At 57.4% G+C, this 19,167-nt stretch carries 23 protein-coding genes and 1 pseudogene; 13 read left to right on the top strand and 11 right to left on the bottom strand.

All coding sequences use genetic code 11. The features are described from left to right. Window positions 1-482 precede the first annotated feature (482 nt). The 5 genes and pseudogenes from FHS21_RS21730 to blh form a co-directional block, all read right to left on the bottom strand. Window positions 483-1,248: pseudogene (locus FHS21_RS21730) on the bottom strand (sulfite exporter TauE/SafE family protein). Continuing rightward, the gene (locus FHS21_RS21725) at window positions 1,245-1,676 is read right to left on the bottom strand and encodes a YeeE/YedE family protein (RefSeq protein WP_183663889.1); all 432 of its coding nucleotides are present in this window, start codon (window positions 1,674-1,676) and stop codon (window positions 1,245-1,247) included. The pseudogene FHS21_RS21730 and the gene FHS21_RS21725 overlap by 4 nt, the downstream one beginning before the upstream one ends. Continuing rightward, the gene (locus FHS21_RS21720) at window positions 1,673-2,080 is read right to left on the bottom strand and encodes a YeeE/YedE family protein (RefSeq protein ID WP_183663887.1); all 408 of its coding nucleotides are present in this window, start codon (window positions 2,078-2,080) and stop codon (window positions 1,673-1,675) included. Before FHS21_RS21720 ends, FHS21_RS21725 begins: the two co-directional genes overlap by 4 nt. After that, complete coding sequence (gene bigR, locus FHS21_RS21715; protein ID WP_183663885.1) at window positions 2,077-2,418, bottom strand: sulfite-sensing transcriptional repressor BigR; 342 nt, start codon at window positions 2,416-2,418, stop codon at window positions 2,077-2,079. The genes FHS21_RS21720 and bigR overlap by 4 nt, the downstream gene beginning before the upstream one ends. Beyond that, window positions 2,415-3,713, bottom strand: a complete 1,299-nt coding sequence (gene blh / locus FHS21_RS21710) for a bifunctional sulfur transferase/dioxygenase Blh (RefSeq protein WP_183663883.1) — start codon at window positions 3,711-3,713, stop codon at window positions 2,415-2,417. The genes bigR and blh overlap by 4 nt, the downstream gene beginning before the upstream one ends. Before the next feature lie 1,328 nt (window positions 3,714-5,041). On the opposite strand from blh, the gene FHS21_RS21705 reads away from it, so the two are divergent. The 5 genes from FHS21_RS21705 to FHS21_RS21685 all read left to right on the top strand — a co-directional run bounded on the left by FHS21_RS21705 (window position 5,042) and on the right by FHS21_RS21685 (window position 9,458). After that, window positions 5,042-6,064 carry a 2-keto-3-deoxygluconate permease gene (locus tag FHS21_RS21705; RefSeq protein WP_183663881.1) on the top strand — a complete coding sequence of 341 codons (1,023 nt, stop codon included), beginning with the start codon at window positions 5,042-5,044 and terminating at the stop codon, window positions 6,062-6,064. Further along, complete coding sequence (locus FHS21_RS21700; RefSeq protein WP_183663879.1) at window positions 6,064-7,314, top strand: four-carbon acid sugar kinase family protein; 1,251 nt, start codon at window positions 6,064-6,066, stop codon at window positions 7,312-7,314. Before FHS21_RS21705 ends, FHS21_RS21700 begins: the two co-directional genes overlap by 1 nt. Then, the gene (pdxA, locus tag FHS21_RS21695) at window positions 7,311-8,312 is read left to right on the top strand and encodes a 4-hydroxythreonine-4-phosphate dehydrogenase PdxA (RefSeq protein WP_183663877.1); all 1,002 of its coding nucleotides are present in this window, start codon (window positions 7,311-7,313) and stop codon (window positions 8,310-8,312) included. Before FHS21_RS21700 ends, pdxA begins: the two co-directional genes overlap by 4 nt. Window positions 8,313-8,345: 33 nt before the next feature. Next, window positions 8,346-9,152 carry a DeoR/GlpR family DNA-binding transcription regulator gene (locus FHS21_RS21690; protein WP_183663875.1) on the top strand — a complete coding sequence of 269 codons (807 nt, stop codon included), beginning with the start codon at window positions 8,346-8,348 and terminating at the stop codon, window positions 9,150-9,152. 111 nt (window positions 9,153-9,263) lie between these two features. Then, the gene (locus tag FHS21_RS21685; RefSeq protein WP_246411134.1) at window positions 9,264-9,458 is read left to right on the top strand and encodes a reverse transcriptase family protein; all 195 of its coding nucleotides are present in this window, start codon (window positions 9,264-9,266) and stop codon (window positions 9,456-9,458) included. Between the two features lie 345 nt (window positions 9,459-9,803). Here the strand turns inward: FHS21_RS21685 and FHS21_RS31790 are convergent, their stop codons facing one another. After that, window positions 9,804-10,064, bottom strand: coding sequence for an alpha-crystallin domain-containing protein (locus FHS21_RS31790; protein WP_183663873.1), 261 nt, complete (start codon window positions 10,062-10,064; stop codon window positions 9,804-9,806). A 202-nt stretch (window positions 10,065-10,266) separates the two neighbouring features. On the opposite strand from FHS21_RS31790, the gene FHS21_RS21675 reads away from it, so the two are divergent. After that, the gene (locus FHS21_RS21675; RefSeq protein WP_183663871.1) at window positions 10,267-10,497 is read left to right on the top strand and encodes a hypothetical protein; all 231 of its coding nucleotides are present in this window, start codon (window positions 10,267-10,269) and stop codon (window positions 10,495-10,497) included. Window positions 10,498-10,632: 135 nt separating this feature from the next. Here the strand turns inward: FHS21_RS21675 and FHS21_RS31580 are convergent, their stop codons facing one another. Beyond that, on the bottom strand, window positions 10,633-10,788 hold the full coding sequence (locus FHS21_RS31580; protein ID WP_376772179.1) for a hypothetical protein: 156 nt from the start codon (window positions 10,786-10,788) through the stop codon (window positions 10,633-10,635). Window positions 10,789-11,298: 510 nt separating this feature from the next. On the opposite strand from FHS21_RS31580, the gene FHS21_RS21665 reads away from it, so the two are divergent. The 5 genes from FHS21_RS21665 (at window position 11,299) to FHS21_RS31385 (ending at window position 14,549) form a co-directional block, all read left to right on the top strand. Continuing rightward, window positions 11,299-11,613 carry a co-chaperone GroES gene (locus tag FHS21_RS21665; protein ID WP_183663869.1) on the top strand — a complete coding sequence of 105 codons (315 nt, stop codon included), beginning with the start codon at window positions 11,299-11,301 and terminating at the stop codon, window positions 11,611-11,613. Between the two features lie 56 nt (window positions 11,614-11,669). Further along, entirely contained in the window at window positions 11,670-13,298 is a 1,629-nt protein-coding gene (gene groL / locus FHS21_RS21660) for a chaperonin GroEL (RefSeq protein WP_183663867.1), read from the top strand. Window positions 13,299-13,751: 453 nt separating this feature from the next. Beyond that, a complete protein-coding gene (locus tag FHS21_RS21655; RefSeq protein ID WP_183663865.1) occupies window positions 13,752-14,075 on the top strand; it encodes a DUF982 domain-containing protein in 324 nt (107 codons plus the stop codon). Window positions 14,076-14,133: 58 nt separating this feature from the next. Further along, window positions 14,134-14,361 (top strand): hypothetical protein, encoded by a 228-nt coding sequence (locus tag FHS21_RS31390; protein ID WP_312879909.1) that lies wholly within the window; start codon window positions 14,134-14,136, stop codon window positions 14,359-14,361. 8 nt (window positions 14,362-14,369) lie between these two features. Further along, a complete protein-coding gene (locus FHS21_RS31385; protein WP_312879908.1) occupies window positions 14,370-14,549 on the top strand; it encodes a hypothetical protein in 180 nt (59 codons plus the stop codon). Between the two features lie 114 nt (window positions 14,550-14,663). Here the strand turns inward: FHS21_RS31385 and FHS21_RS21645 are convergent, their stop codons facing one another. From FHS21_RS21645 to FHS21_RS21630, 4 genes are all read right to left on the bottom strand, one after another. Further along, a complete protein-coding gene (locus tag FHS21_RS21645; RefSeq protein ID WP_183663863.1) occupies window positions 14,664-15,647 on the bottom strand; it encodes an SDR family oxidoreductase in 984 nt (327 codons plus the stop codon). Window positions 15,648-15,802: 155 nt separating this feature from the next. After that, window positions 15,803-15,985 (bottom strand): hypothetical protein, encoded by a 183-nt coding sequence (locus tag FHS21_RS21640; RefSeq protein ID WP_183663861.1) that lies wholly within the window; start codon window positions 15,983-15,985, stop codon window positions 15,803-15,805. 47 nt (window positions 15,986-16,032) lie between these two features. Beyond that, window positions 16,033-16,227 (bottom strand): hypothetical protein, encoded by a 195-nt coding sequence (locus tag FHS21_RS21635; RefSeq protein WP_162701798.1) that lies wholly within the window; start codon window positions 16,225-16,227, stop codon window positions 16,033-16,035. A 12-nt stretch (window positions 16,228-16,239) separates the two neighbouring features. Continuing rightward, window positions 16,240-16,491, bottom strand: a complete 252-nt coding sequence (locus FHS21_RS21630) for an RraA family protein (RefSeq protein ID WP_183663859.1) — start codon at window positions 16,489-16,491, stop codon at window positions 16,240-16,242. Window positions 16,492-16,786: 295 nt separating this feature from the next. Between FHS21_RS21630 and FHS21_RS30780 the strand changes: the two genes are divergently transcribed. Together FHS21_RS30780 and rsgA are read left to right on the top strand one after the other, a co-directional pair. Further along, the gene (locus tag FHS21_RS30780) at window positions 16,787-16,915 is read left to right on the top strand and encodes an ABC transporter (RefSeq protein ID WP_112525310.1); all 129 of its coding nucleotides are present in this window, start codon (window positions 16,787-16,789) and stop codon (window positions 16,913-16,915) included. A 1,100-nt stretch (window positions 16,916-18,015) separates the two neighbouring features. Further along, window positions 18,016-19,062: a ribosome small subunit-dependent GTPase A gene (gene rsgA, locus FHS21_RS21625; RefSeq protein ID WP_246411132.1), complete on the top strand. Its 1,047-nt coding sequence runs from the start codon at window positions 18,016-18,018 to the stop codon at window positions 19,060-19,062. Window positions 19,063-19,167: the final 105 nt, after the last annotated feature.

Genomic DNA, 19,167 nt, shown 5'->3' with positions numbered 1-19,167 from the left:
GGACATCGTTTGATGTTTGACCCGCGGGCATTGCGACCAGGACGCGAGGAAGATTGAGCCGCTTCGTTCTTCTGATCCATACTGGGAGGGCCAAGAGCCGATCCCTAAGAGAAGCGAAGCCCCGTGAACGACGTCAGCCGCAATAGAAAAAGCCGGAAGCGCGACGACGCTTGACTTCAACACGCCGAATAGAGCGTCCCTTTGGCCCGTCCAGGCATGGATATGGTACCGTCGACGATTTTATCAACGCTCGCCGTCCAGTGGTCGCCGATATAACGTCGAAAGTAAACCACCCCGAGATACCACTGGATATTTGTTTTTACGAGTTCGCGACACACTGGCGATCAAATTGCCATGCAACGGGAATCTATAGTTATTGCTGCGACCCGGTCCCGTGTTCGTGTCAGACGCCCTTAAACCGAAGCACAGCACTGAAGCGTGCATTTAAGCGGAAATCTTGGAAACTTGGCCGGTGTTGGCGCTTAAACACTTTGGTAAAGCACATAGGCGGCCACGACCAAAATCAGCCCCGCAAACAAGCGGTTTAGGAGACCCTTATAGTGGTTCAGACGAGTCGACAGCAACATGCCAATAACGCCGCCGCCGATCCCACCCCCGATGAACTCTGCGGCCAGTATCCAGTCGATCAGCCCCGAAGCCGCATAGTTTGATTGCTGTCGCAAGTCCGAAGGCACCTACCGACAGAAGCGACGATCCAACTGCGCTGATCATGGGCATTCCGGTCGCCAGGATGAGCCCGGGCACGATCAGAAAGCCTCCCCCGATGCCGAAGAAGCCTGACGCGGCCCCGGCGGCTAACGCCACAGCAGCAGTCATCAGGCACATCCTAAGATCGACCGGCTGAGCTTTTTCAGGAACCGGCTTCCTTGGCATCAGCATTAGGCCGCCGATGACGAGCATGACGATCCCGAACAGGAACAGCAAACGCTCCCCGTCCATAGCCTTGCCAAGTGTCGCTCCTGCCAAGGCTCCGACCACCCCAAGAGCTGAAAAGACGATGGCGCACCTCCACCAGACGTGGCCCTTGGAAGCGTGGATGCCGAAATTCGCTAAGGCGTTCAACGAGACAGCAAGCGCTCCGGTTCCGATGGCGACGTGCGGCTGGACGACCCCGACGACGTAGCGCAACAGCGGTGTCGCGAGTATGGAGCCGCCACCGCCGAGGAGGCCAAGCATAAAACCTACGATGCCGCCGGACCCAACCACCGAGATGATTGAATAGCTCATCCCCGCCTGCTCCAGATCCGATCATGGATTGTCATCCCGACGAGCATGGCGGCTACGAACAGGAAGGATTCGGTAAGACCTACGGACAGTGACGCGACGGCCGGTCCTGGACAGAAGCCACCGATGCCCCAGCCCAAACCAAAGAGCGCTGAGCCAAATACAAGGGGGGCGTCGATCCTCTTTTTTGTCGGGACCTGAAAAGTCTCGTCGAAAGCAGGTTTGTCCAACCGGTACATGGTCCGGACACCGATGAAGGCGACCATCACCGCTCCGCCGAGGACAAAAGCGAGGCTCGGATCCCATACTCCGAAGATGTCCAGGAACCCCTGGACTCGGGCCGGGTTCAGCATACCTGACAAGACCAGACCGAACCCGAAGACCGTTCCCGATACAAGGGCAGCAATAGGCTGCAGTAGTTGTCGTGTCACAGGCCTGCACCTCTCATGACGGCCACTGCCACCGCGCCGGTGGTTAGAAAGGTCGCAACGGCAACGGCCGATCTCGATGAAAGACGTGCGAGGCCGAGAACGCCGTGGCCGCTTGTGCAGCCGGAGCCCATCCGTGAACCAAATCCGACCAGCAGACCGGCGACAACCAGGGGCCAGCCAACGGTTATCTGCACGTCAGGCCATTGGCCGAAAACGTATAGGAAAACAACCGGACCAAGCATCAGACCTGCAACGAATGCGAGGTTCGTCGTAACATTCGTACCTTGAGCAAGACGGCCGACGATGCCGCTGATCCCTGCAATTCTGCCGTTAAGGAGGAGCAGCATGACAGCCGATATGCCGATGAGCATGCCCCCCAGAAGCGATGGAAGATAGGCCATCATTGTCCGTCCTCCTGGCAGAAAATCGTATAGAGCGCGTTCACGAGCTGCGCCGCCTTCTCCTCCGTCAGGCTGTAGAATATTTGCTTGCCCTCGCGGCGAGTCGCGACAATCCCCACCTCGCGAAACCATGTCAGGTGCTGCGACAGATGCGGCTGGTGAATGTTCGTCTTCACCTCAAGCTCGCCCACCGAGAATTCGCCCTCCACAAGCGTGCAGACCAGCATCAGTCTGCCGGGGTGTGCAAGTGTCTTGAGCAGGCCCGACACCTGCGCGGCTCGGGCGCCCATGTCCTGTGGACTCATTCGTGTCTTCTTCGTCTCCATGCTGTCCATCGTCATGACCAAGCGGCTCCTTCAAGTGCATCCAAAGGGAACTTCAGATAGCGCTTGCCATTCGATTCCGGTTCCGGAAGCCGTCCGCCCCGGACATTGACCTGCAGCGCGTGCAGGATAAGCTTCGGCATCGGAAGCGTCTTATCTCTTTCGGTGCGCAACTTGACGAATTCCTCCTCGGACACTCCGGCCAGATGAGGGTTCGTTTTTTTCTGCTCGGCGACCGTAGACTCCCAGCGGGGAGCGCGCGCCTGCGGCTGGTAGTCGTGACCGGTGAAGATCCTCGTTTCGTCCGGCAGCGCCAGGATTTCCTGTATCGACCTCCAGAGCAGGCGCGCGTCGCCGCCCGGGAAATCCGCACGCGCCGTGCCGCTGTCGGGCATGAACAGCGTATCGTGCACGAAGGAGGCGTCACCGATCACATAAGTGATGGAAGCAAGCGTATGGCCAGGAGAGAACATGATCTTCGCATCAATCGACCCCACCTTGAAGGTTTCGCCATGAGCGAACAGCCGATCCCACTGCGACCCATCGGTCGCAAGCTCAGGCCAATTGTAGATGCCTTTCCAGAGCTTCTGGACATCGACCACACGCTCGCCGATTGCCGTCGCGGCGCCCGTCTTTTCCTTCAGATAATGGGCGGCGGACAAGTGATCGGCGTGGGGATGCGTGTCCAATATCCACTCGACCGTCAGGTTATTCGCCCGGATATATTCAAGGATAGCGTCTGCGTTGATGGTCGAAGTCGCTCCCGCCTTCTCATCGAAATCAAGCACGGGATCGACGATAGCACACTTATCGGTCGCAGGATCGGAAACCACGTACTGGATACTCCAGGTGCGCTTGTCGAAAAACCCTTTGACGACCGGACGGCGCGCGAAATGCTTCTGGAGCCAGGTAGTCGCCGCCGACAGGTTGACGGCGTAGCCGGCACCGACAGATCGTATGTCCTCCAATTTCATGCGGCCGTCGAGGACCTCCCCGATGACATAGAGGAGCAAGGCCCGTGTACCGGATTTACAGTGTGCGACCACCGGACCCTCAGATGCCTCAAGAGCATCGTGAAACGCCTGCACGTCGGCTTCGGTGATGGTGGCAACGGTGACCGGTATGAAGCTGTAGGAAAGACCTGTATGTTCCGCAGCTTTCTCCTCGGCTTTTGTGCCAGGCTGTCCCGCTTCCTCGCCGACCGGGCGGACGTTGATTATGGCCTTGAATCCGCTTGCCAGCAGGAAGTTGAATTCCCCTGGATCAGGCTGCGGCATAACGGAGAGGCGGTCATTGACCCGGGTGATCGTCATGAATTGATCCCTTTCGTATCATCAATATATAATTTAATATAATGTATATTGTTGACCCCTGCAAGCCCTGCTGAAATTGGTCGGTAGCATTCGTTAACTCGCGGCGCTGCCTATCGTGCCTGCCGCCACACAGGGAGCAGACCTGGAATTGCGTGATTGTATTGCGGCATTAACGATGACGATCCCGTCGCTTTCCGTGATGGATTGTCGAATACCGTCACTTGCTCCGGTGCAGCCAGTCCATCGATGATCCTCGTTATGAAACGGAAAATCTTCGCTGACCGGCAAGCCGGTACTCGCCATATCAATTTCGCCGGCATTGACTTGTGCGTGCGTGCACAAGCGCAGCTGAACGAGACCTTGCTGGCCATACAGGCGGTTCCAGTCCCGGCGCCGCAGTTGTTATCGGCAGTATAGCCAGCAAGATTGAAAATGGATTGTTCGTGGACGAGCCGAGCGCGAACTTCGTCCTCGGCGCCATAGATCGGTTAATCGACCGGTGCGGCCTGATGCCCGCAGCGTATTTTCTGAAACACTGCGCCTAAGGCAAGGAAAGCTGCACGAGAAGCGCCTCCCCCAAATTGGAAGGCCTTGAAATGTCGGACATTGATCGATGAAAGTTCAACAGCATCGTTGGGGCTATGGGCTTCCTCGGAGCGACGTCCATTGGTGCGGAAGCGATAGCCGCGCCAGGTGATGTTTGACCGTAACGGTTGGCCACCGCAGCGGCGAAATGGTGTCTATAGCTATCATCACTACCATTCGACGGCGCATGAGGTGCTCGGGTTCGCCGCAGGATCCGCAAAACCCATGTTGGGGGGCCATGGCGGCAAGGAGGTCAACGTTCAGGCGGGGGGATGTGGTAATCCATCCTGCCGGCGGGGACCGGGCATTGCCGCCTGGAAGCCAGCTGAATTTCCTCGTGGTGGGCCCTATCCGCCGGGGCAGAGTTGGGACATTTGCCGCGACGCGCCGACCGCAGCAATGCAGCAACGCAATGCGCAGCCTGCTGTTTCCATCGTCCGACCCAGCTGCCGGCGTGGGCGGACCCTTCACGTCACTATGGCGAGCGGAATGATTTGATCGGTGCGGTCCTCTGGCGCTGAGCTCCCCTACCGAGATCGTCTCCCCCACCGTTCTAAAGATGATCCAGCCCCTACATCGTGAAAAACCGCACACCCGCCATCACCCATGATCCAGCGGTCAACCATGTTGACTAAAACACGCAAGTCAATGATCACACTTGCGTATACTACGCAAAACTTAATGGACTTTTGCGCCAAACTGGCCTAATCATTTGCGCGATTTGCGCACGCAAGGAGGAAATTATGCAAATTCCAGTCAAATCAGCTATTGACCGTGTCCCCGGCGGCATGATGGTTGTGCCATTGCTGTTGGGTGCCCTGATCGCAACATTTTTCCCGGACACGCCGAAGACCTTCGGTTCGTTTACCGGCGCCCTTTTTACCGGGGCACTTTCAATTCTCGCGGTGTTTTACGTTTGCATGGGCGCAAGCATCGATTTCAAGACTACGCCATATCTCCTCAAGAAAGGTGGCACACTGTTGTCGGTAAAGGTCGGCATGGCCGTGGTGCTTGGTATAATCTTCGGTCATTTCCTGGGAGAGGGGCCGGTAACCGGCGGCCTGTTCACGGGCATTTCTGCCCTTGCCGTCGTTGCGGCGATGAACGATACAAATGGCGGCCTCTATATGGCATTGATGGGTCAATACGGTCGGCCGCGTGACATCGGTGCCTACTCGATTATGTCACTGGAGTCCGGTCCATTCCTGACGATGGTCACACTTGGTGTGGCCGGCTTGTCCGCATTCCCCTGGCAGACACTTGTCGGCGCGATCCTGCCCTTGGTCGTCGGCATGATTCTGGGCAACCTTGATCGGAGCATGCGCGAATTTCTCAGCCGCGCCATCCCTGTTCTGATTCCGTTTTTCGCTTTCTCCCTCGGCACCGGTCTCGATCTGATGAAGGTCTGGCATGCGGGGCTGCTCGGCCTTGGGCTAGGCGTGGCGGTGGTCGCGGTGACAGGTGTTGCCCTGTTTTTTGCCGACCGGGCGACAGGTGGAACTGGCGTCGCCGGCGTCGCTGCGGCTTCAACAGCAGGCAATGCCGCTGCTGTTCCGGCGATCGTCGCGGCCGCGAACCCGGCATACGCGCAAGCGGCTGCGCCAGCGACAATGCTTGTTGCTGCCTGCGTTGTCGTCACCGCGATTCTTGTACCGCTCGTAACTGCGTGGGCGGCAAAAAACTTCGGTCGTCCGGACGACCATGAGGACGAGCCGGCATCGGAGCCAGCAGCACCGGTTTACGCCGGAGCGCCAGAGGCACATTGATGGGGTGGTTCATACTCGCAGATGATCTGACAGGTGCTGCCGATTGCGCCATCGCTTTTGCTCGTCGGGGTCAGGCGTCCGCCGTCAGCTGGGGTGGAGGCGTGGTCGATCTCGCGGCACGGCCTGCAGTCTTTTCCTATGATGCCGACAGCCGCGCAATGGATGCGCTTACGGCAGTGCAAGCGCACAAGGTTGCCCTTGAAAGGCTGCACGATGATGAGCGGGCGCTGTTCAAGAAGATCGACTCTACCTTGCGCGGCCAACCCGCAGCCGAGACGGCGATGGCGTTAGAGCATATGAAATTGCGATCGGGCGTTGCCTTTGGCATCTTTGCGCCTGCATTTCCCGACACGGCACGCATTACCGTCAATGGTCGCATACATGTCGCCGGACGCCCGCTTGAAGAAACCGAGCTATGGCAGCGCGATCATACCTATCCGACCGCTGACCTCATGGAGGTACTGGCAACCGCCGGCGTTGGGGCGCAAACGATACCCCTTTCCACGATCCGCGGCGGCGAGGCAGTGCTGCGAGAGGCGCTAAGCACAGTAGCGGCCATGGGCAGCTCCGTCGCGATTTGCGACGCCGAGACAAACGACGATCTTCTTCGGATCGCCGAGGCAAGCCTGCCGTCGGCAAAGGAAACATTATTCATTGGCAGCGCCGGCCTCGCCCAGGCCATTGCGGTGCTTGAGCCGAAAATCCCTTGCGCACCGCCTTCATTCACCGCATCCAAAAACGGTGCGCTAATTATCGTCGGTTCGCTTGCCGCAACCTCAAGGATGGGCGCCAGAGCTCTGGCGGACAGTGGTCGCGTTGTCCATTTCCTGGTAGATCCGCATATCCTGCTTTGCGACGGCGAGGGGCGCAAGGCACTGGGAGAGCGTGTCGCTGGTCACCTTGATGCGGGTCAGGATGTCCTCGTGGAGATCGGGATGAACGGTGAGCCAAACATGGCGCTGGGCCGTCGCCTGGCATCTGGCCTTGCCGAGGCCCTCACGCCGGCCGCGTCCAGAATGAGCGCCTTTGCCGCGACCGGCGGCGAGACGGCCTCGGCGTTGCTGTCCCATTTCGGCGTCAATGGCATTCGCTTGGTCGACGAAATCGAGCCGGGAGTAGCGCTCGGCCTCACACTTGGGGACTTGTCCATTCCCGTCGTCACAAAGGCAGGTGCATTTGGCGACGAATCTAGTTTTTTACGCATTGCCGATAAACTTGGCAGCATTCGGCAGAAGGGATCGTTTGCATGAGCAGACCAACTATTGCGATCACCATGGGTGACCCTGCGGGGATTGGCCCGGAGATCATTATGAAAGCCTTGGCTCACCCGAGCGTGCATAGCATGTGCAATCCGTTGGTAATTGGCGATGCCCAAAGGCTGCGCCAGGCAGGCATGATCATTGGCACCCAGCTGCGGGTCGTGGCACTTGACGACCCGGCGAAGGCGCAGTTTTCATCAGACAGCGTTCAATGTGTCGATCTGAAGCTGGTACCCCGCGACTTGCCGTTCGGTGAGGTCTCCGCGATATCGGGCGAAGCTGCATTTCAATACATCAAGAAAGCAGTCGAAGTCGTCAGTTCCGGACAGGCTCATGCTATCTGCACAGCGCCGCTCAGCAAGGAAGCGCTCCACGCCGCTGGTCATAAGTTTCCGGGCCACACGGAGCTGCTCGCATATCTAACTGGCACACCCGAAGTGTCCATGATGCTCGTCTCGCCAAAGCTGCGCGTCATTCATGTCACTACCCATATCGGCCTCCTGGATGCGATCGCCAAAATCGAGCCGGGCCTCGTCGAGAGGGTGATCACCCGCGGATACGACACGCTGACAAAGGCCGGGATAGCGAACCCGAAAATCGGAGTATGCGCCATAAATCCCCATGCGGGCGAGAACGGCCTTTTTGGGCGTGGAGAAGAGGCTGAGAAGATCACACCGGCGGTCGAAGCCTGCAAAGCCAAAGGATGGGATGTGCGTGGTCCATTGCCCGCCGACACACTTTTTTTCCTTGCAGGACGGGGCGACTACGACATGGTTGTCGCCATGTACCATGATCAGGGACACGGTCCAATCAAGGTCCTTGGCCTCGAAGCGGGAGTTAATGTGTCTGTGGGCTTGCCGGTCATCCGGACCTCTGTCGATCACGGGACAGCTTTTGATATCGCAGGCAAGGGGATTGCCGACGAGCGCAGCCTCGTAGAAGCGCTGCGCCAGGCGGTCGACCTTGCACCCAAGCCAGCGGCAGCGTAAGACGGCCTATCGTCATCATCTGGGGTATTGTCGATGCGCAGCAAAGAACGCCGCTCGCTTCTTCTCCACGCTCTGCACGCCGGCGAAGTCGACGTTGGCGTTCTTGCCGATCGCCTCGCTGTATCAGCTTCGACGGTCAGGCGCGACCTGCAGCGGCTGTCCGATGAAAATGCGGTTCTGAGAACATATGGCGGCGCTGTTCTGGCGACACATGGTCCCGAAAAGACGCTTGATCAGCGTCTGGAGGCGCAGGATCTGGAGAAGCAAGCTATTGCCAGCGCCGCAGTGGAGCTTGTTAAAGATGGGGAGACCCTCATCCTTGATGCCGGCACAACTGTGCTTGCATTTGCCCGATTGCTGCGTGGGAGACGCCTGCGCGTCATTACCACGAACCTGGCCCTCTTACCGGTTCTGGCGAACGAACCGGACATCGAACTTATCGTCGTCGGCGGCTCAGTGCGTGCGCTAAGCATGGGCACCGTTGGGCCGCTTGCTATCGAATGTATGAGGCGCATGACCGCAGACCGGGCCTTCATGAGCGCCGACGGTGTCGTAGCCGGACGCGGACTTTGCGAAGCAAGTCTGGATCAGGCCTTTGTTAAAAGCGCGATGATCGAGCAATCGCGTGACGTGGTTGTTCTGGCGGATGCCACGAAGCTGGGTCGGGCAGAACAATCTGCCTGGACAGCGCTACCGCGGTCCTGGACGCTCGTTACCAATGCCGGGCCAACGGACGAGCGGGTCATTGCTTTAGCTGCCAGTGGTGCACAGCCGATTATCGCGCAAATGGGGAGTGCACCGAAGTTGGCGGCAGGAACAACGGTCAGCCTACAACGTTAAGGCGACCATCGATTATTGCTGCAGCGACACCGATGAAAGGTGGCGACGATACTTTGCCGGCGTAGGCCCTACATGTCGGTGAAATGCACGACGAGGTGCGGGACGGACGGTTTGTCGATCTTCGCTGGCCGCACGCTTAAGGCTGGTCACATCGACCGTGGCCTGTTTGCGGTTTCCAGTGAAGGTATTCTTCCGCAAGGTGGTTTTCTGTCACCACTCCTGTCCAATATCATGATCCATGAGTTCGACGCGTGGATGGAGGCGAAATACCTGAACCGCAAAATCCGCAAGGATCGCTGGGCATGAAACGCCCCATTGCGGTTGGAGAGAACCGGCAATGGAACCCTGCGGTTGCCTATTGACGGGTTTGTCTTTCTGGAACACCGGATCATTCGCAAGGAAGGTCGAAGCTGGAAACACTAAATTTCGCCGGAACGTGTGAAACAGGGCGATCCTAATTCAGTGGTTCATTCAAATTACTCTTTGTTCGTTGATAGATGCGCAGACCAAGTCCGATAGCCACGCCCAGAAACATCCAATGTGGCACTCTGTAGGTCCACGGCGCCGACATCCAAACCTGCAACCTGACAACGTATTGTCAGGTGGTCTTCATCACAGCACCTTCGATGACTACACGGGCGGTCATATATTTCAACCAGCAATGGTCGCGCCAGCTGCGGCCGCCGTTCGATTGGACCCGTGCTGTAAACCAGAGACTGAGCGCTGATTTCGGCTGATGGCGCAGCCATAAGGCGGCCATTTCTCGCTGCTGCCTTGCAGATGACCGGAATTTTCGAGAAGGTTGAAAATGCGGTCGAAGCCGATGCTCGACCAGTAGAAGGGGGAAAAATCCACATTGCTTCTCATAGCTATATCCTCGTTTAGAGCAACATCGGTACGATGGCGCGCCAAGAAGCTGGCGCTCCCTGACATTGCCGGCCCAACAGTGGCGGCCGACCGGCGTCAAGGGGAGAAACAGCGTCTTTTGCCTCCACGGGAGGTTTCCATGATGGAACGCTCCGGGCTTGCGCGCGTTATTTTCCCGTCCTTTGGAAGATGATCGCAATGGACCAGCGGCTTCCAGTTGATCGTCACTGTCAGGGAGGATCGATCCGTGATCATAACACATGGCGACGTCGTCGCCGTTCTCGGACCCGTCGACGAAGCGTTGGTGGCAGAGATAATAGCAACCGGGGCGTCGCCGAGCGAACTCAGGGAGGCTTTCGCTTGGATAAACTCCGATGAAGCGCTGATGAACGAAGGCCGACCACTTCCAGGAACCCGCGTCGCTGCCCTCATCGATCTGATTGAACCTCAGGAAGATGAGGATGATTTCGGATTGTAAGCCGGATGCAGCGCCAAGTCGCGATGCCGCAGACTTACCAGCCCTTTGGTCAAAAATTAGCCGTGCTCAGGCCCTGGTAGGCTTACAGCAAGAATCCCTAGCTTATTCTTTGTCTTCCCCTATCGTCACAAATCCTCAGGCATCGAGGCTCTGGCCGCTGCGGTACTTGCGGTCGGACGTCGTCGTCGGCCGAATATAGCCGCGATCGCTGTCAAGTTCACCAAGCGCGACCATGATGTCGTCGAATGCGACGGGCTGTTCCGCGCCTGGCGGCTGGCGCAGCGCCGGCATGGATTCGACCGCGCACGCGTCCGATGCCCACGACGAGAAGATGGCACGCTTTTCCTGAACTTCGAGTCGATCGTCTCCGGATGCCTGAACAACCGAGATGGATCGAACAGTCGATCAAGCGTCGCGTCAGAGGTTTGCGGGGCGATTGATGGGATGATCATTGCGACTTTGCGTTTCATTCGAAGGTTCCCCCACACACAATCTCCATGGTTCTTGTCGAATATTCCGGCAAGCCGAAAGGCGTTCCGTTGTCCATTATTTTGAAAGGATTTTGTTCCGATCAAGAGCCTTTGGATATCGTTTGACCAAAATTGCTGCACGAATACCGAGCATTAGCACTCGGATGGATCGAGTGCTAAAATTTTTTGCGGAGTCTCTTGAAATGCCATTCCACCCCAACTAGCTCGATATGCGCGCGATGCCTTCAAAGGGTTGCGCGCCGTGCGCCGAAGCCGCTTCGGATACGGCGCCGAGGAACCTCAAAACTGTTTGTCGAAAGAGGAGAGCGAGATGACGTTCCGTCCATTGCATGACCGTATTCTGGTCCGCCGCATCGAGTCCGAAGAAAAGACCGCCGGCGGCATTATCATTCCCGACACCGCCAAGGAAAAACCACAGGAAGGCGAGGTTATCGCCGCTGGGCCGGGCGCGCGCGACGAAAGCGGCCAATTGCAGCCGCTCGACGTCAAGGTTGGCGACCGCATTTTGTTCGGCAAATGGTCCGGCACCGAGATCAGGCTCAAGAGCGAGGAGCTCCTGATCATGAAGGAATCCGATGTCATGGGGGTAATTGAGGCCGAAAACACGGCGAAAAGGGCGGCCTGACAATGCCGACTTAAAACACGAACAATGCAACGCTGCCGATTTAAAGGAGTAGAACAATGGCTGCGAAAGAAGTGAAATTCCATTCCGAGGCCCGCGAAAAGATGCTGCGCGGCGTCGATATTCTCGCAAACGCGGTGAAAGTCACACTCGGCCCCAAGGGCCGCAATGTCGTTATCGATAAATCGTTCGGCGCACCGCGCGTTACCAAGGACGGTGTCACTGTCGCCAAGGAGATTGAGCTGGAGGACAAGTTCGAGAACATGGGCGCGCAGATGGTGCGCGAAGTGGCCTCGAAGACCAGCGACATCGCTGGTGACGGCACCACGACGGCGACGGTGCTGGCCCAGGCGATTGTCAAGGAGGGTGCCAAGGCCGTGGCATCCGGCATGAATCCGATGGACCTGAAGCGTGGCATTGACAAGGCCGTCGATGCGGTCGTCCAGGAACTGAAGAACAATGCCCGCAAGGTGACGCAGAACGGCGAGATCGCCCAGGTCGGTACCATCTCTGCCAACGGCGATGCCGAGATTGGACGCTTCCTCGCCGAGGCGATGGAGAAGGTCGGCAACGAAGGCGTCATTACCGTTGAGGAGGCCAAAACTGCCGAGACCGAGCTCGAAGTGGTGGAAGGCATGCAGTTCGACCGCGGTTATCTGTCCCCCTATTTTGTGACCAACCAGGAAAAGATGCGCGTCGAGTTTGAAGAGCCCTATGTTCTCATCCACGAGAAAAAGCTCTCTAACTTGCAGGCGCTACTTCCCGTGCTTGAGGCCGTGGTGCAGTCCGGCAAGCCCTTGCTGATCATCGCGGAGGATGTTGAAGGTGAAGCGCTTGCTACCCTGGTGGTCAACAAGCTGCGTGGCGGTCTGAAGGTCGCAGCCGTGAAGGCGCCGGGTTTCGGTGACCGGCGCAAGGCGATGCTGGAAGACATCGCCATCCTCACCGGCGGCACCGCAATTTCGGAAGATCTCGGCATCAAGCTCGAGAACGTCACGCTTGAGATGCTCGGCCGTGCCAAGAAGGTGGTAATCGAGAAGGAGAACACCACCATAGTCGATGGCGCCGGCTCGAAGAACGAGATCGATGGCCGCATCGTCCAGATCAAGGCACAGATCGAAGAGACGACCTCCGACTATGACCGTGAGAAGCTGCAGGAGCGCCTTGCCAAGCTTGCCGGCGGCGTTGCGGTCATTCGCGTCGGCGGCTCGACCGAGGTCGAGGTCAAGGAACGCAAGGACCGGGTCGACGACGCCATGCACGCAACCCGGGCCGCCGTCGAGGAAGGTGTGTTGCCGGGCGGCGGCGTGGCCTTGCTGCGCGCAGCCAAGGTGCTCGACACGCTGGTGACCGACAACACCGACCAGAGGACCGGCATCGAGATTGTGCGCCGCGCCATCGAGGCACCCGTTCGCCAGATCGCCGAGAACGCGGGTGCCGAGGGATCCATCATCGTCGGCAAGCTGCGTGAAAACAGCGAATTCGGCTTCGGCTGGAACGCCCAGACCAACGAGTTCGGTGATCTCTACAGCCAGGGTGTGATCGACCCGGCCAAGGTGGTGCGCACCGCCCTGCAGGACGCAGCTTCAGTCGCCGGCCTGCTGGTGACCACCGAGGCGATGGTTGCCGAGAAGCCGAAGAAGGAAGCCGCTGCACCTGCCATGCCGGCAGGCGGTATGGACTTCTGATGAGGAAGGCTGTGCCCGCCCGGGTGGTCACAGCCATTTATCGACGGGTGATGCCATGAACCTGAATTGGATCAACATCACAAACAATAAACGGCCGTCGATCACTCCGAGCCGCGAACGTTCGTCCGGATATGCTGCGCCTTTTGTCGGCCTATTCGGTTGCACTCGCTTTCGTTCTGGCTCCGGCGCCATCGCCGGTACAGGCGCAACCCGCCATTTCGGCACATATGCAGCGTCCGCTCGCCGATGTGCTGGAGGAGGTGACGCCCGCTGTCGTCAACATCGCGGTGAATCCGCCTCGCCCACCGAAACCAATCCTCTCTACAATGATCCGTTCTTCGGGCGCTATTTCGACCTACCGGAAACAGAGCAGAAAATCAGCGCCGGGTCTAAAGCGACCGGCCTCACCCTCAGCACCAACTGTTCGACCATAAACGAAGGAAGGAGGAGCCTATGGAATGCAATATGTTCAACACCCCCGTCACGATCTTCGTCGGACTAGGTTTTCCCACCGAGGTCAGGACGGTATCCGAAGCCTATGCATTGCTCAGCGAATGGCCTCTGTCGAAAAAGCAGCCGACCCATGCTATGGCGCTCAAGGCGTGCAAGGCAGCGCTATGGGGTGATTTAGAAGCGGAGACCGCCCGAAGCTTGTTCGTTGCTTTTGCTCGCAAGCACGATGCCTTGGCGCCTGACTGCGAACACGTCCCGGGCCGAGCTGATTTGACAGGAAGGATCATTCCAGCACCAGTTGTGAATGACAGGAGGCCGACATAATGGACCTGCAAGTCGTCGAGCTGACCGCCTTTATCGCCGCCTTGATCATCATCGGCCAATGCTTTTCGCAAAGCTGGGACTGAGCGCTATTGCCGACGAAGCGCGTGAAAAACGCACGCGTGTCGTCGAGGATCCGATATTGCGGCATGACTTTGAGGGGCTGCGTAAACTGCGTCATGCGGTCAACTGGACCCGGATCAATAGCGGGGAATATCTCGACCTTGCAGGAAAGCTGATCCTGCTGGACAATCATGGCGCCGATATCCTTAACGTCCACGGCAGGTGACCGATGTCATGCGCATCGGCTGGCTGGCAGCCGAACTGGGCGTGCCGATCAGTCTGGGTAACACCTTCCTGGAAATCGGCGTTCACATGGCAACGGCCCTGCCAGAAGTCGAATGGCTGGAGTATTCTTTTCAGAATTTCGATCATCTGGTGGAAACGCCGATCGAAATTCGGGGCGGCTATGCTTAGGGCATTTCACCAACCGCGTGGGCGCGGGTCCAGTTGCGCGCGAGAAATGCAACAGCTTCAGCCACGGGTCGCGGTACCAAGCCCTCAGAATGCCAGCCGAGGCGGCGACTGGCCTCAGTATCCCCCAACGATCGGCAGTATTTCGCCGGTTATGTAGCTCGAACAGTGGGGTGAAGCGAGAAACACATAGGCCGGCGCTATTTCTTCGGGCTGCGCAGGCCGTTTCATTGGCGTATCCGAACCAAATTTCGACACGTCGTCTGCTTCCTTGTCCGCAGGGTTGAGTGGCGTCCACACAGGGCCGGGCGCGACGGCATTTACCCTGATGCCCCTTTCCAGCAGGTTTGCCGCCAAGGCGCGGGTATAAGCATGAATTCCACCTTTCGTCATGGAATAGTCGAGCAGATTCTTGCTTCCCATCAAACCAGTCACCGAGCCAGTATTGACGATGGCTGAGCCAGGTTGCATGTGCCTTGCCGCCGCCTGCGAAAGAAAGAAATACCCGTAAAGATTCGTTCTGAGCGTCTCATCAAAGTGTTCTTCACTGAGATCTTCGAGAGCACGGGTGTGCAATTGGAACGCGGCGTTGTTGACGAGCACGTCCAGCGTGCCCAAGGCCTTGATGGTTCTGCTGACGGCAGTCTCACAAAAGGCTTTCTTGCGCACATCTCCGGCAATCACCAGACACTTTCTGCCTTCGTTCTCGACCAGGTCCCTCGTCGTGTTGGCGTCCTTTTCCTCATCGAGGTGCACAATCGCCACGTCCGCACCTTCGCGCGCAAACAATACAGCGACCGCCCGGCCTATACCGGAATCGCCTCCGGTTATCAAAGCGATCTTGCCATCGAGTTTTTTTGAGCCGAGATAGAACGGTGCGTCGAACATCGGAGCCGGATCAAGCGAGGCCTCAAGCCCCGGTTTTTTCAGATGCTGCTTGCGGAATGGTGGAACAGGATATATCCGAGCTCCGGTTTGAGGCGCTTTAGTCGTGGGTTTGCTCGCGCTTTTCTCGCGTTGGTTGGTTTTTGTTTGAATAGCGCGCTGACGTTTTGCCGTCGCTTCTCCTGCCCGACTGCGGGTCGCCGGTGGTTGTGTCATAGCTCATCCCTCACATAGCTCGGTTTCGGTGATTGCTTGGTAAAGGCTTAAATCGCAAATCGGTTCCACTGCGTCCGATAACATTCAATTCGCCGGGTTCGTACTGATCCCACGGTTTGATATCTTGTTGCCCCCAACAACGCACTGGCCTCTGGTCATGCTAGGTCAGGGACTGGATGATCGCCGAGCTTACAGCGGATGTCGATGCAGTGAACAAGCCTGTACCCATCCTTGAACATCGCCGCGTTGCCGCGCAGGCAAGCGCCTGCTGGGACAAAACTGCCCTCCTTAGCCTTGTCATAGGCCATAACAACGATGAAGCGTGCGGGTTCAACCATACAGGAGTGCTCCGTTAATATCTCATTTTAATCTCGAAAATCCTGGATCAATACCGTTCCCCTGCCCAGTGGCGCTCTCCGATTTCGAATGGCGGCCCGCTCGTCGAATATCCGAGCGCGCGAACCTGTGCCAGGTCGCGCACTGTGCAGTTGACGATGGTGGCGGCTGCTCCGCGCGTTTTGGCGCCGGAACTCATGAACTTATCGGAACACGAACCTGCCACACAGGATGCTTCGCACACGAGGATTCCTCCTTAGGGGGTGTCGTCGATGGCGTGGTGATAGACGTCCTGCGGTTCGCCCTTCCCGTCTGGCTCTTCAAAGAGCACGGTCACGGCTGGTCCGCAGACCACCTCGCCTGCCCCGAGGGAGCCGAGCAGTGAAATACCCTCCAGATGCCCCCAAAGGCCAAGGTGCTTCATGCTGTCATGCACATCGCCAGAATACCATTTCTTGAGACGTGAAATGGAATCCCCGTCGGTGTCGGAATAATCAAAGTCAGGCATTATCATTGGTCCGACGCGGATCGAGCTAACGCCGAGCAGCGCGCTGCTGCCTGGGCAAAGCCTCACCTTCCCTTATGAAAGCTCTGCTCAGTGTTTTGGTGCCCAAGAGCCCCGACTGCAACCTTGGTGAAATTCAGGACAGTCTCTAGGAGCAATTGCTTTGCCTTTCGTCCTTTGAGTTGATCCCGCACTCTAAAAATATCCATACGTTCCCGATCCGACGACCAGTTCTTAACACTTTCCATAGTAGCCTAGAGTGGTTGGCCTACTTCAACTTGATGAAAAGGATCTTCGAATGAATAGAGCTCTGATCACCGTCGTTGCCGTACTAACAGTAATGAGTTTAAGTGCCTGCGGATCGATCGGCAAAGGAAAAGCGCCTCCGCCAATGGCAGAACCGACTGCAGCGCCAGTGTATAAATAAAGGCTGCTTCTGTGTTCTGGGAAGGTGAGTCCACCTTCCCATTCCATTGATGCAAGGAACCGGCCTTGTACACGACGTACGTTCCCGCCGTAAATATTTAGCGCCAGTTGGTACTGGCTTGTACCTTGTCCGGAGCGTATTACAACCGCGCTTCTGCCACCCAGTCAGCAGTTTTCACCGCCGCTCCAACGACTGACAAAGATCCGCTTTTGGGTCAGAGCCAGACATCACGGCAGCCGACCTAAACGTCTGCTTTCGCTGGGCGGTTCTTGAAAGCTGCCTGACCGGAAGCGGCCCCATCTCGGTCATTTGATGGCATCGGTTCAGTGGCCGCTATGGCCGCAATGACGAGTAGTGGTGCATATCCGTTATCTCGCTCACCCACCAATTCCAGATAATCAGTGTACGGGACCGCCACTCATCGTAGATCTGGCTTCAAATGCCCGCCTTGAAAGGACCCGAACAATCGATCGTGGTATTGGCAGGATCGCAGGTCCCACGAAAGCGCCTCCCCTTTTGTCGCGCGCTGCGCGCTCGAGACCGACAATGCGGCCGACAATCGATTTGACAAGTTCTGCCGTATAATTGCGGACTGCCGTTACGGCATACACGATATCTCGCGCACCGAAGTCGATGGCACTCCCCCACTGCTCCGGTTCAACATGCCTTTGGAACTGGGGGTGTTTCTCGGCGCAAAAAATATGGTGGAGTTAAGCACCGTAATAAATCCTGCATTATTCTCCATCGCGCGCAATACCGATTTCAGCGCTATATCTCTGACATTGCAGGCCAGGACATTCATCCCACGGAGGTGAGATTGAAGAACTCGCTACCCGCGTCGCAGCCATTAATTGCGCGTTAGTCCACGACTTCGCCATGAAAACAGATATAAGAATCGATCCGATTGAGAAGCGCGCGTTGGACGAGATGACGAAGAATAGTTGAGCGAGCTCACACGCATCAAAGTTTTCCTGGCCTTCCCCGTCCAGTAGAGGTCTGGCGCTGATTCAACGACTACAGAATCGGCGCCAGACATTGCTAATATTGTTAGTTCCGAGGTGCAAAATATATATATCAGTTTAAAAAAGGCCTGTGTCGCGATGCCCCAACCAATGAACGAAACCATGACTGATTCTAGCGCTTCGCTCTCGAGTTTAGGATGGTCGGAATTTTTTAGCGATCAGCTTTTGTCAAACGAGACAAACCTCCTCCCAATGCGCATTGATACGGTTCACCGCGCGCGCCTCACTGCGATTTTTCAATCCGGAACAGCCAAACTAACCTATCCTGCCGACGTGACGACCGCAGGTTTTGCCGTCGGTGACTGGGTTCTCGTTGACCCGAGCACGCACCTGGTGCAACGCCTTTTGAAGCGAAAAACACTGCTGGAACGTCGCAAAGCGGGCCATCGACCCCAACAGCTGGTTGCCGCGAACATCGATACACTGTTTATCGTTACCTCGTGCAATGCCGATTTCAATGGCGCTCGGCTGGAACGTTACCTTGCATTGGCCAACCAAGCCGGAACAAATCCGGTCATCGTGTTGACCAAGGCTGATACGGTGTCAAACGCTTGGGAATTCGAACAGCAGGCGGCTGCACTGCAACGCGGTTTGACTGTCGTGACCCTGAATGCGCGCTCTCCTGAGGCCAAGACTGCGCTCTTTCCCTGGTGCGGAGTCGGGCAGACAGTGACTTTGGTAGGGTCCTCCGGTGTAGGCAAATCTACTCTGGTGAACACGCTGGCGGGCCCGGCCCTAGAACTGCCCCAGCAGACGGGCGCTATCCGCGAGCATGATGCCAAGGGTCGTCACACCACCACATCCCGGTCTCTGCACGCGATTGCCGCCGGCGGTTGGGTGATCGATACGCCGGGAATTCGAACGTTGGATGTCAGCCACGTGGGTTACGGCATTGACACGGTGTTCGCGGAAATCACAGAACTTGCCCCGCATTGCCGGTTTCGTGACTGCAGTCACGATCATGAACCCGGCTGCGCAGTGCAAGCAGCAATGGCTACAGGCAAGATTGATCCCGAGCGTTTGACCCGCTGGCGCAAGCTGCAGAACGAAAACTGCGATAACAGCGCCAATCAAGTCAGACCCCGTGGCACAAGTTCCGTGCCCCGGCGCAAAAACAGGGAATGAACGGAGTTCGTGACCTGCTCCCCTGGAATGTCCTCGATTTGAGGTTAGTCTGTTCTCCACACCAGGAGACAGAAAATGAAGCGATCCCGTTTCAGCGACGAGCAG

The sequence above is a fragment of the Phyllobacterium trifolii genome, from assembly GCF_014192095.1.
In the GTDB taxonomy this organism is placed as follows: Bacteria; Pseudomonadota; Alphaproteobacteria; order Rhizobiales; family Rhizobiaceae; genus Phyllobacterium; species Phyllobacterium trifolii.
This window is presented reverse-complemented; position numbering and strand designations above follow the sequence as displayed.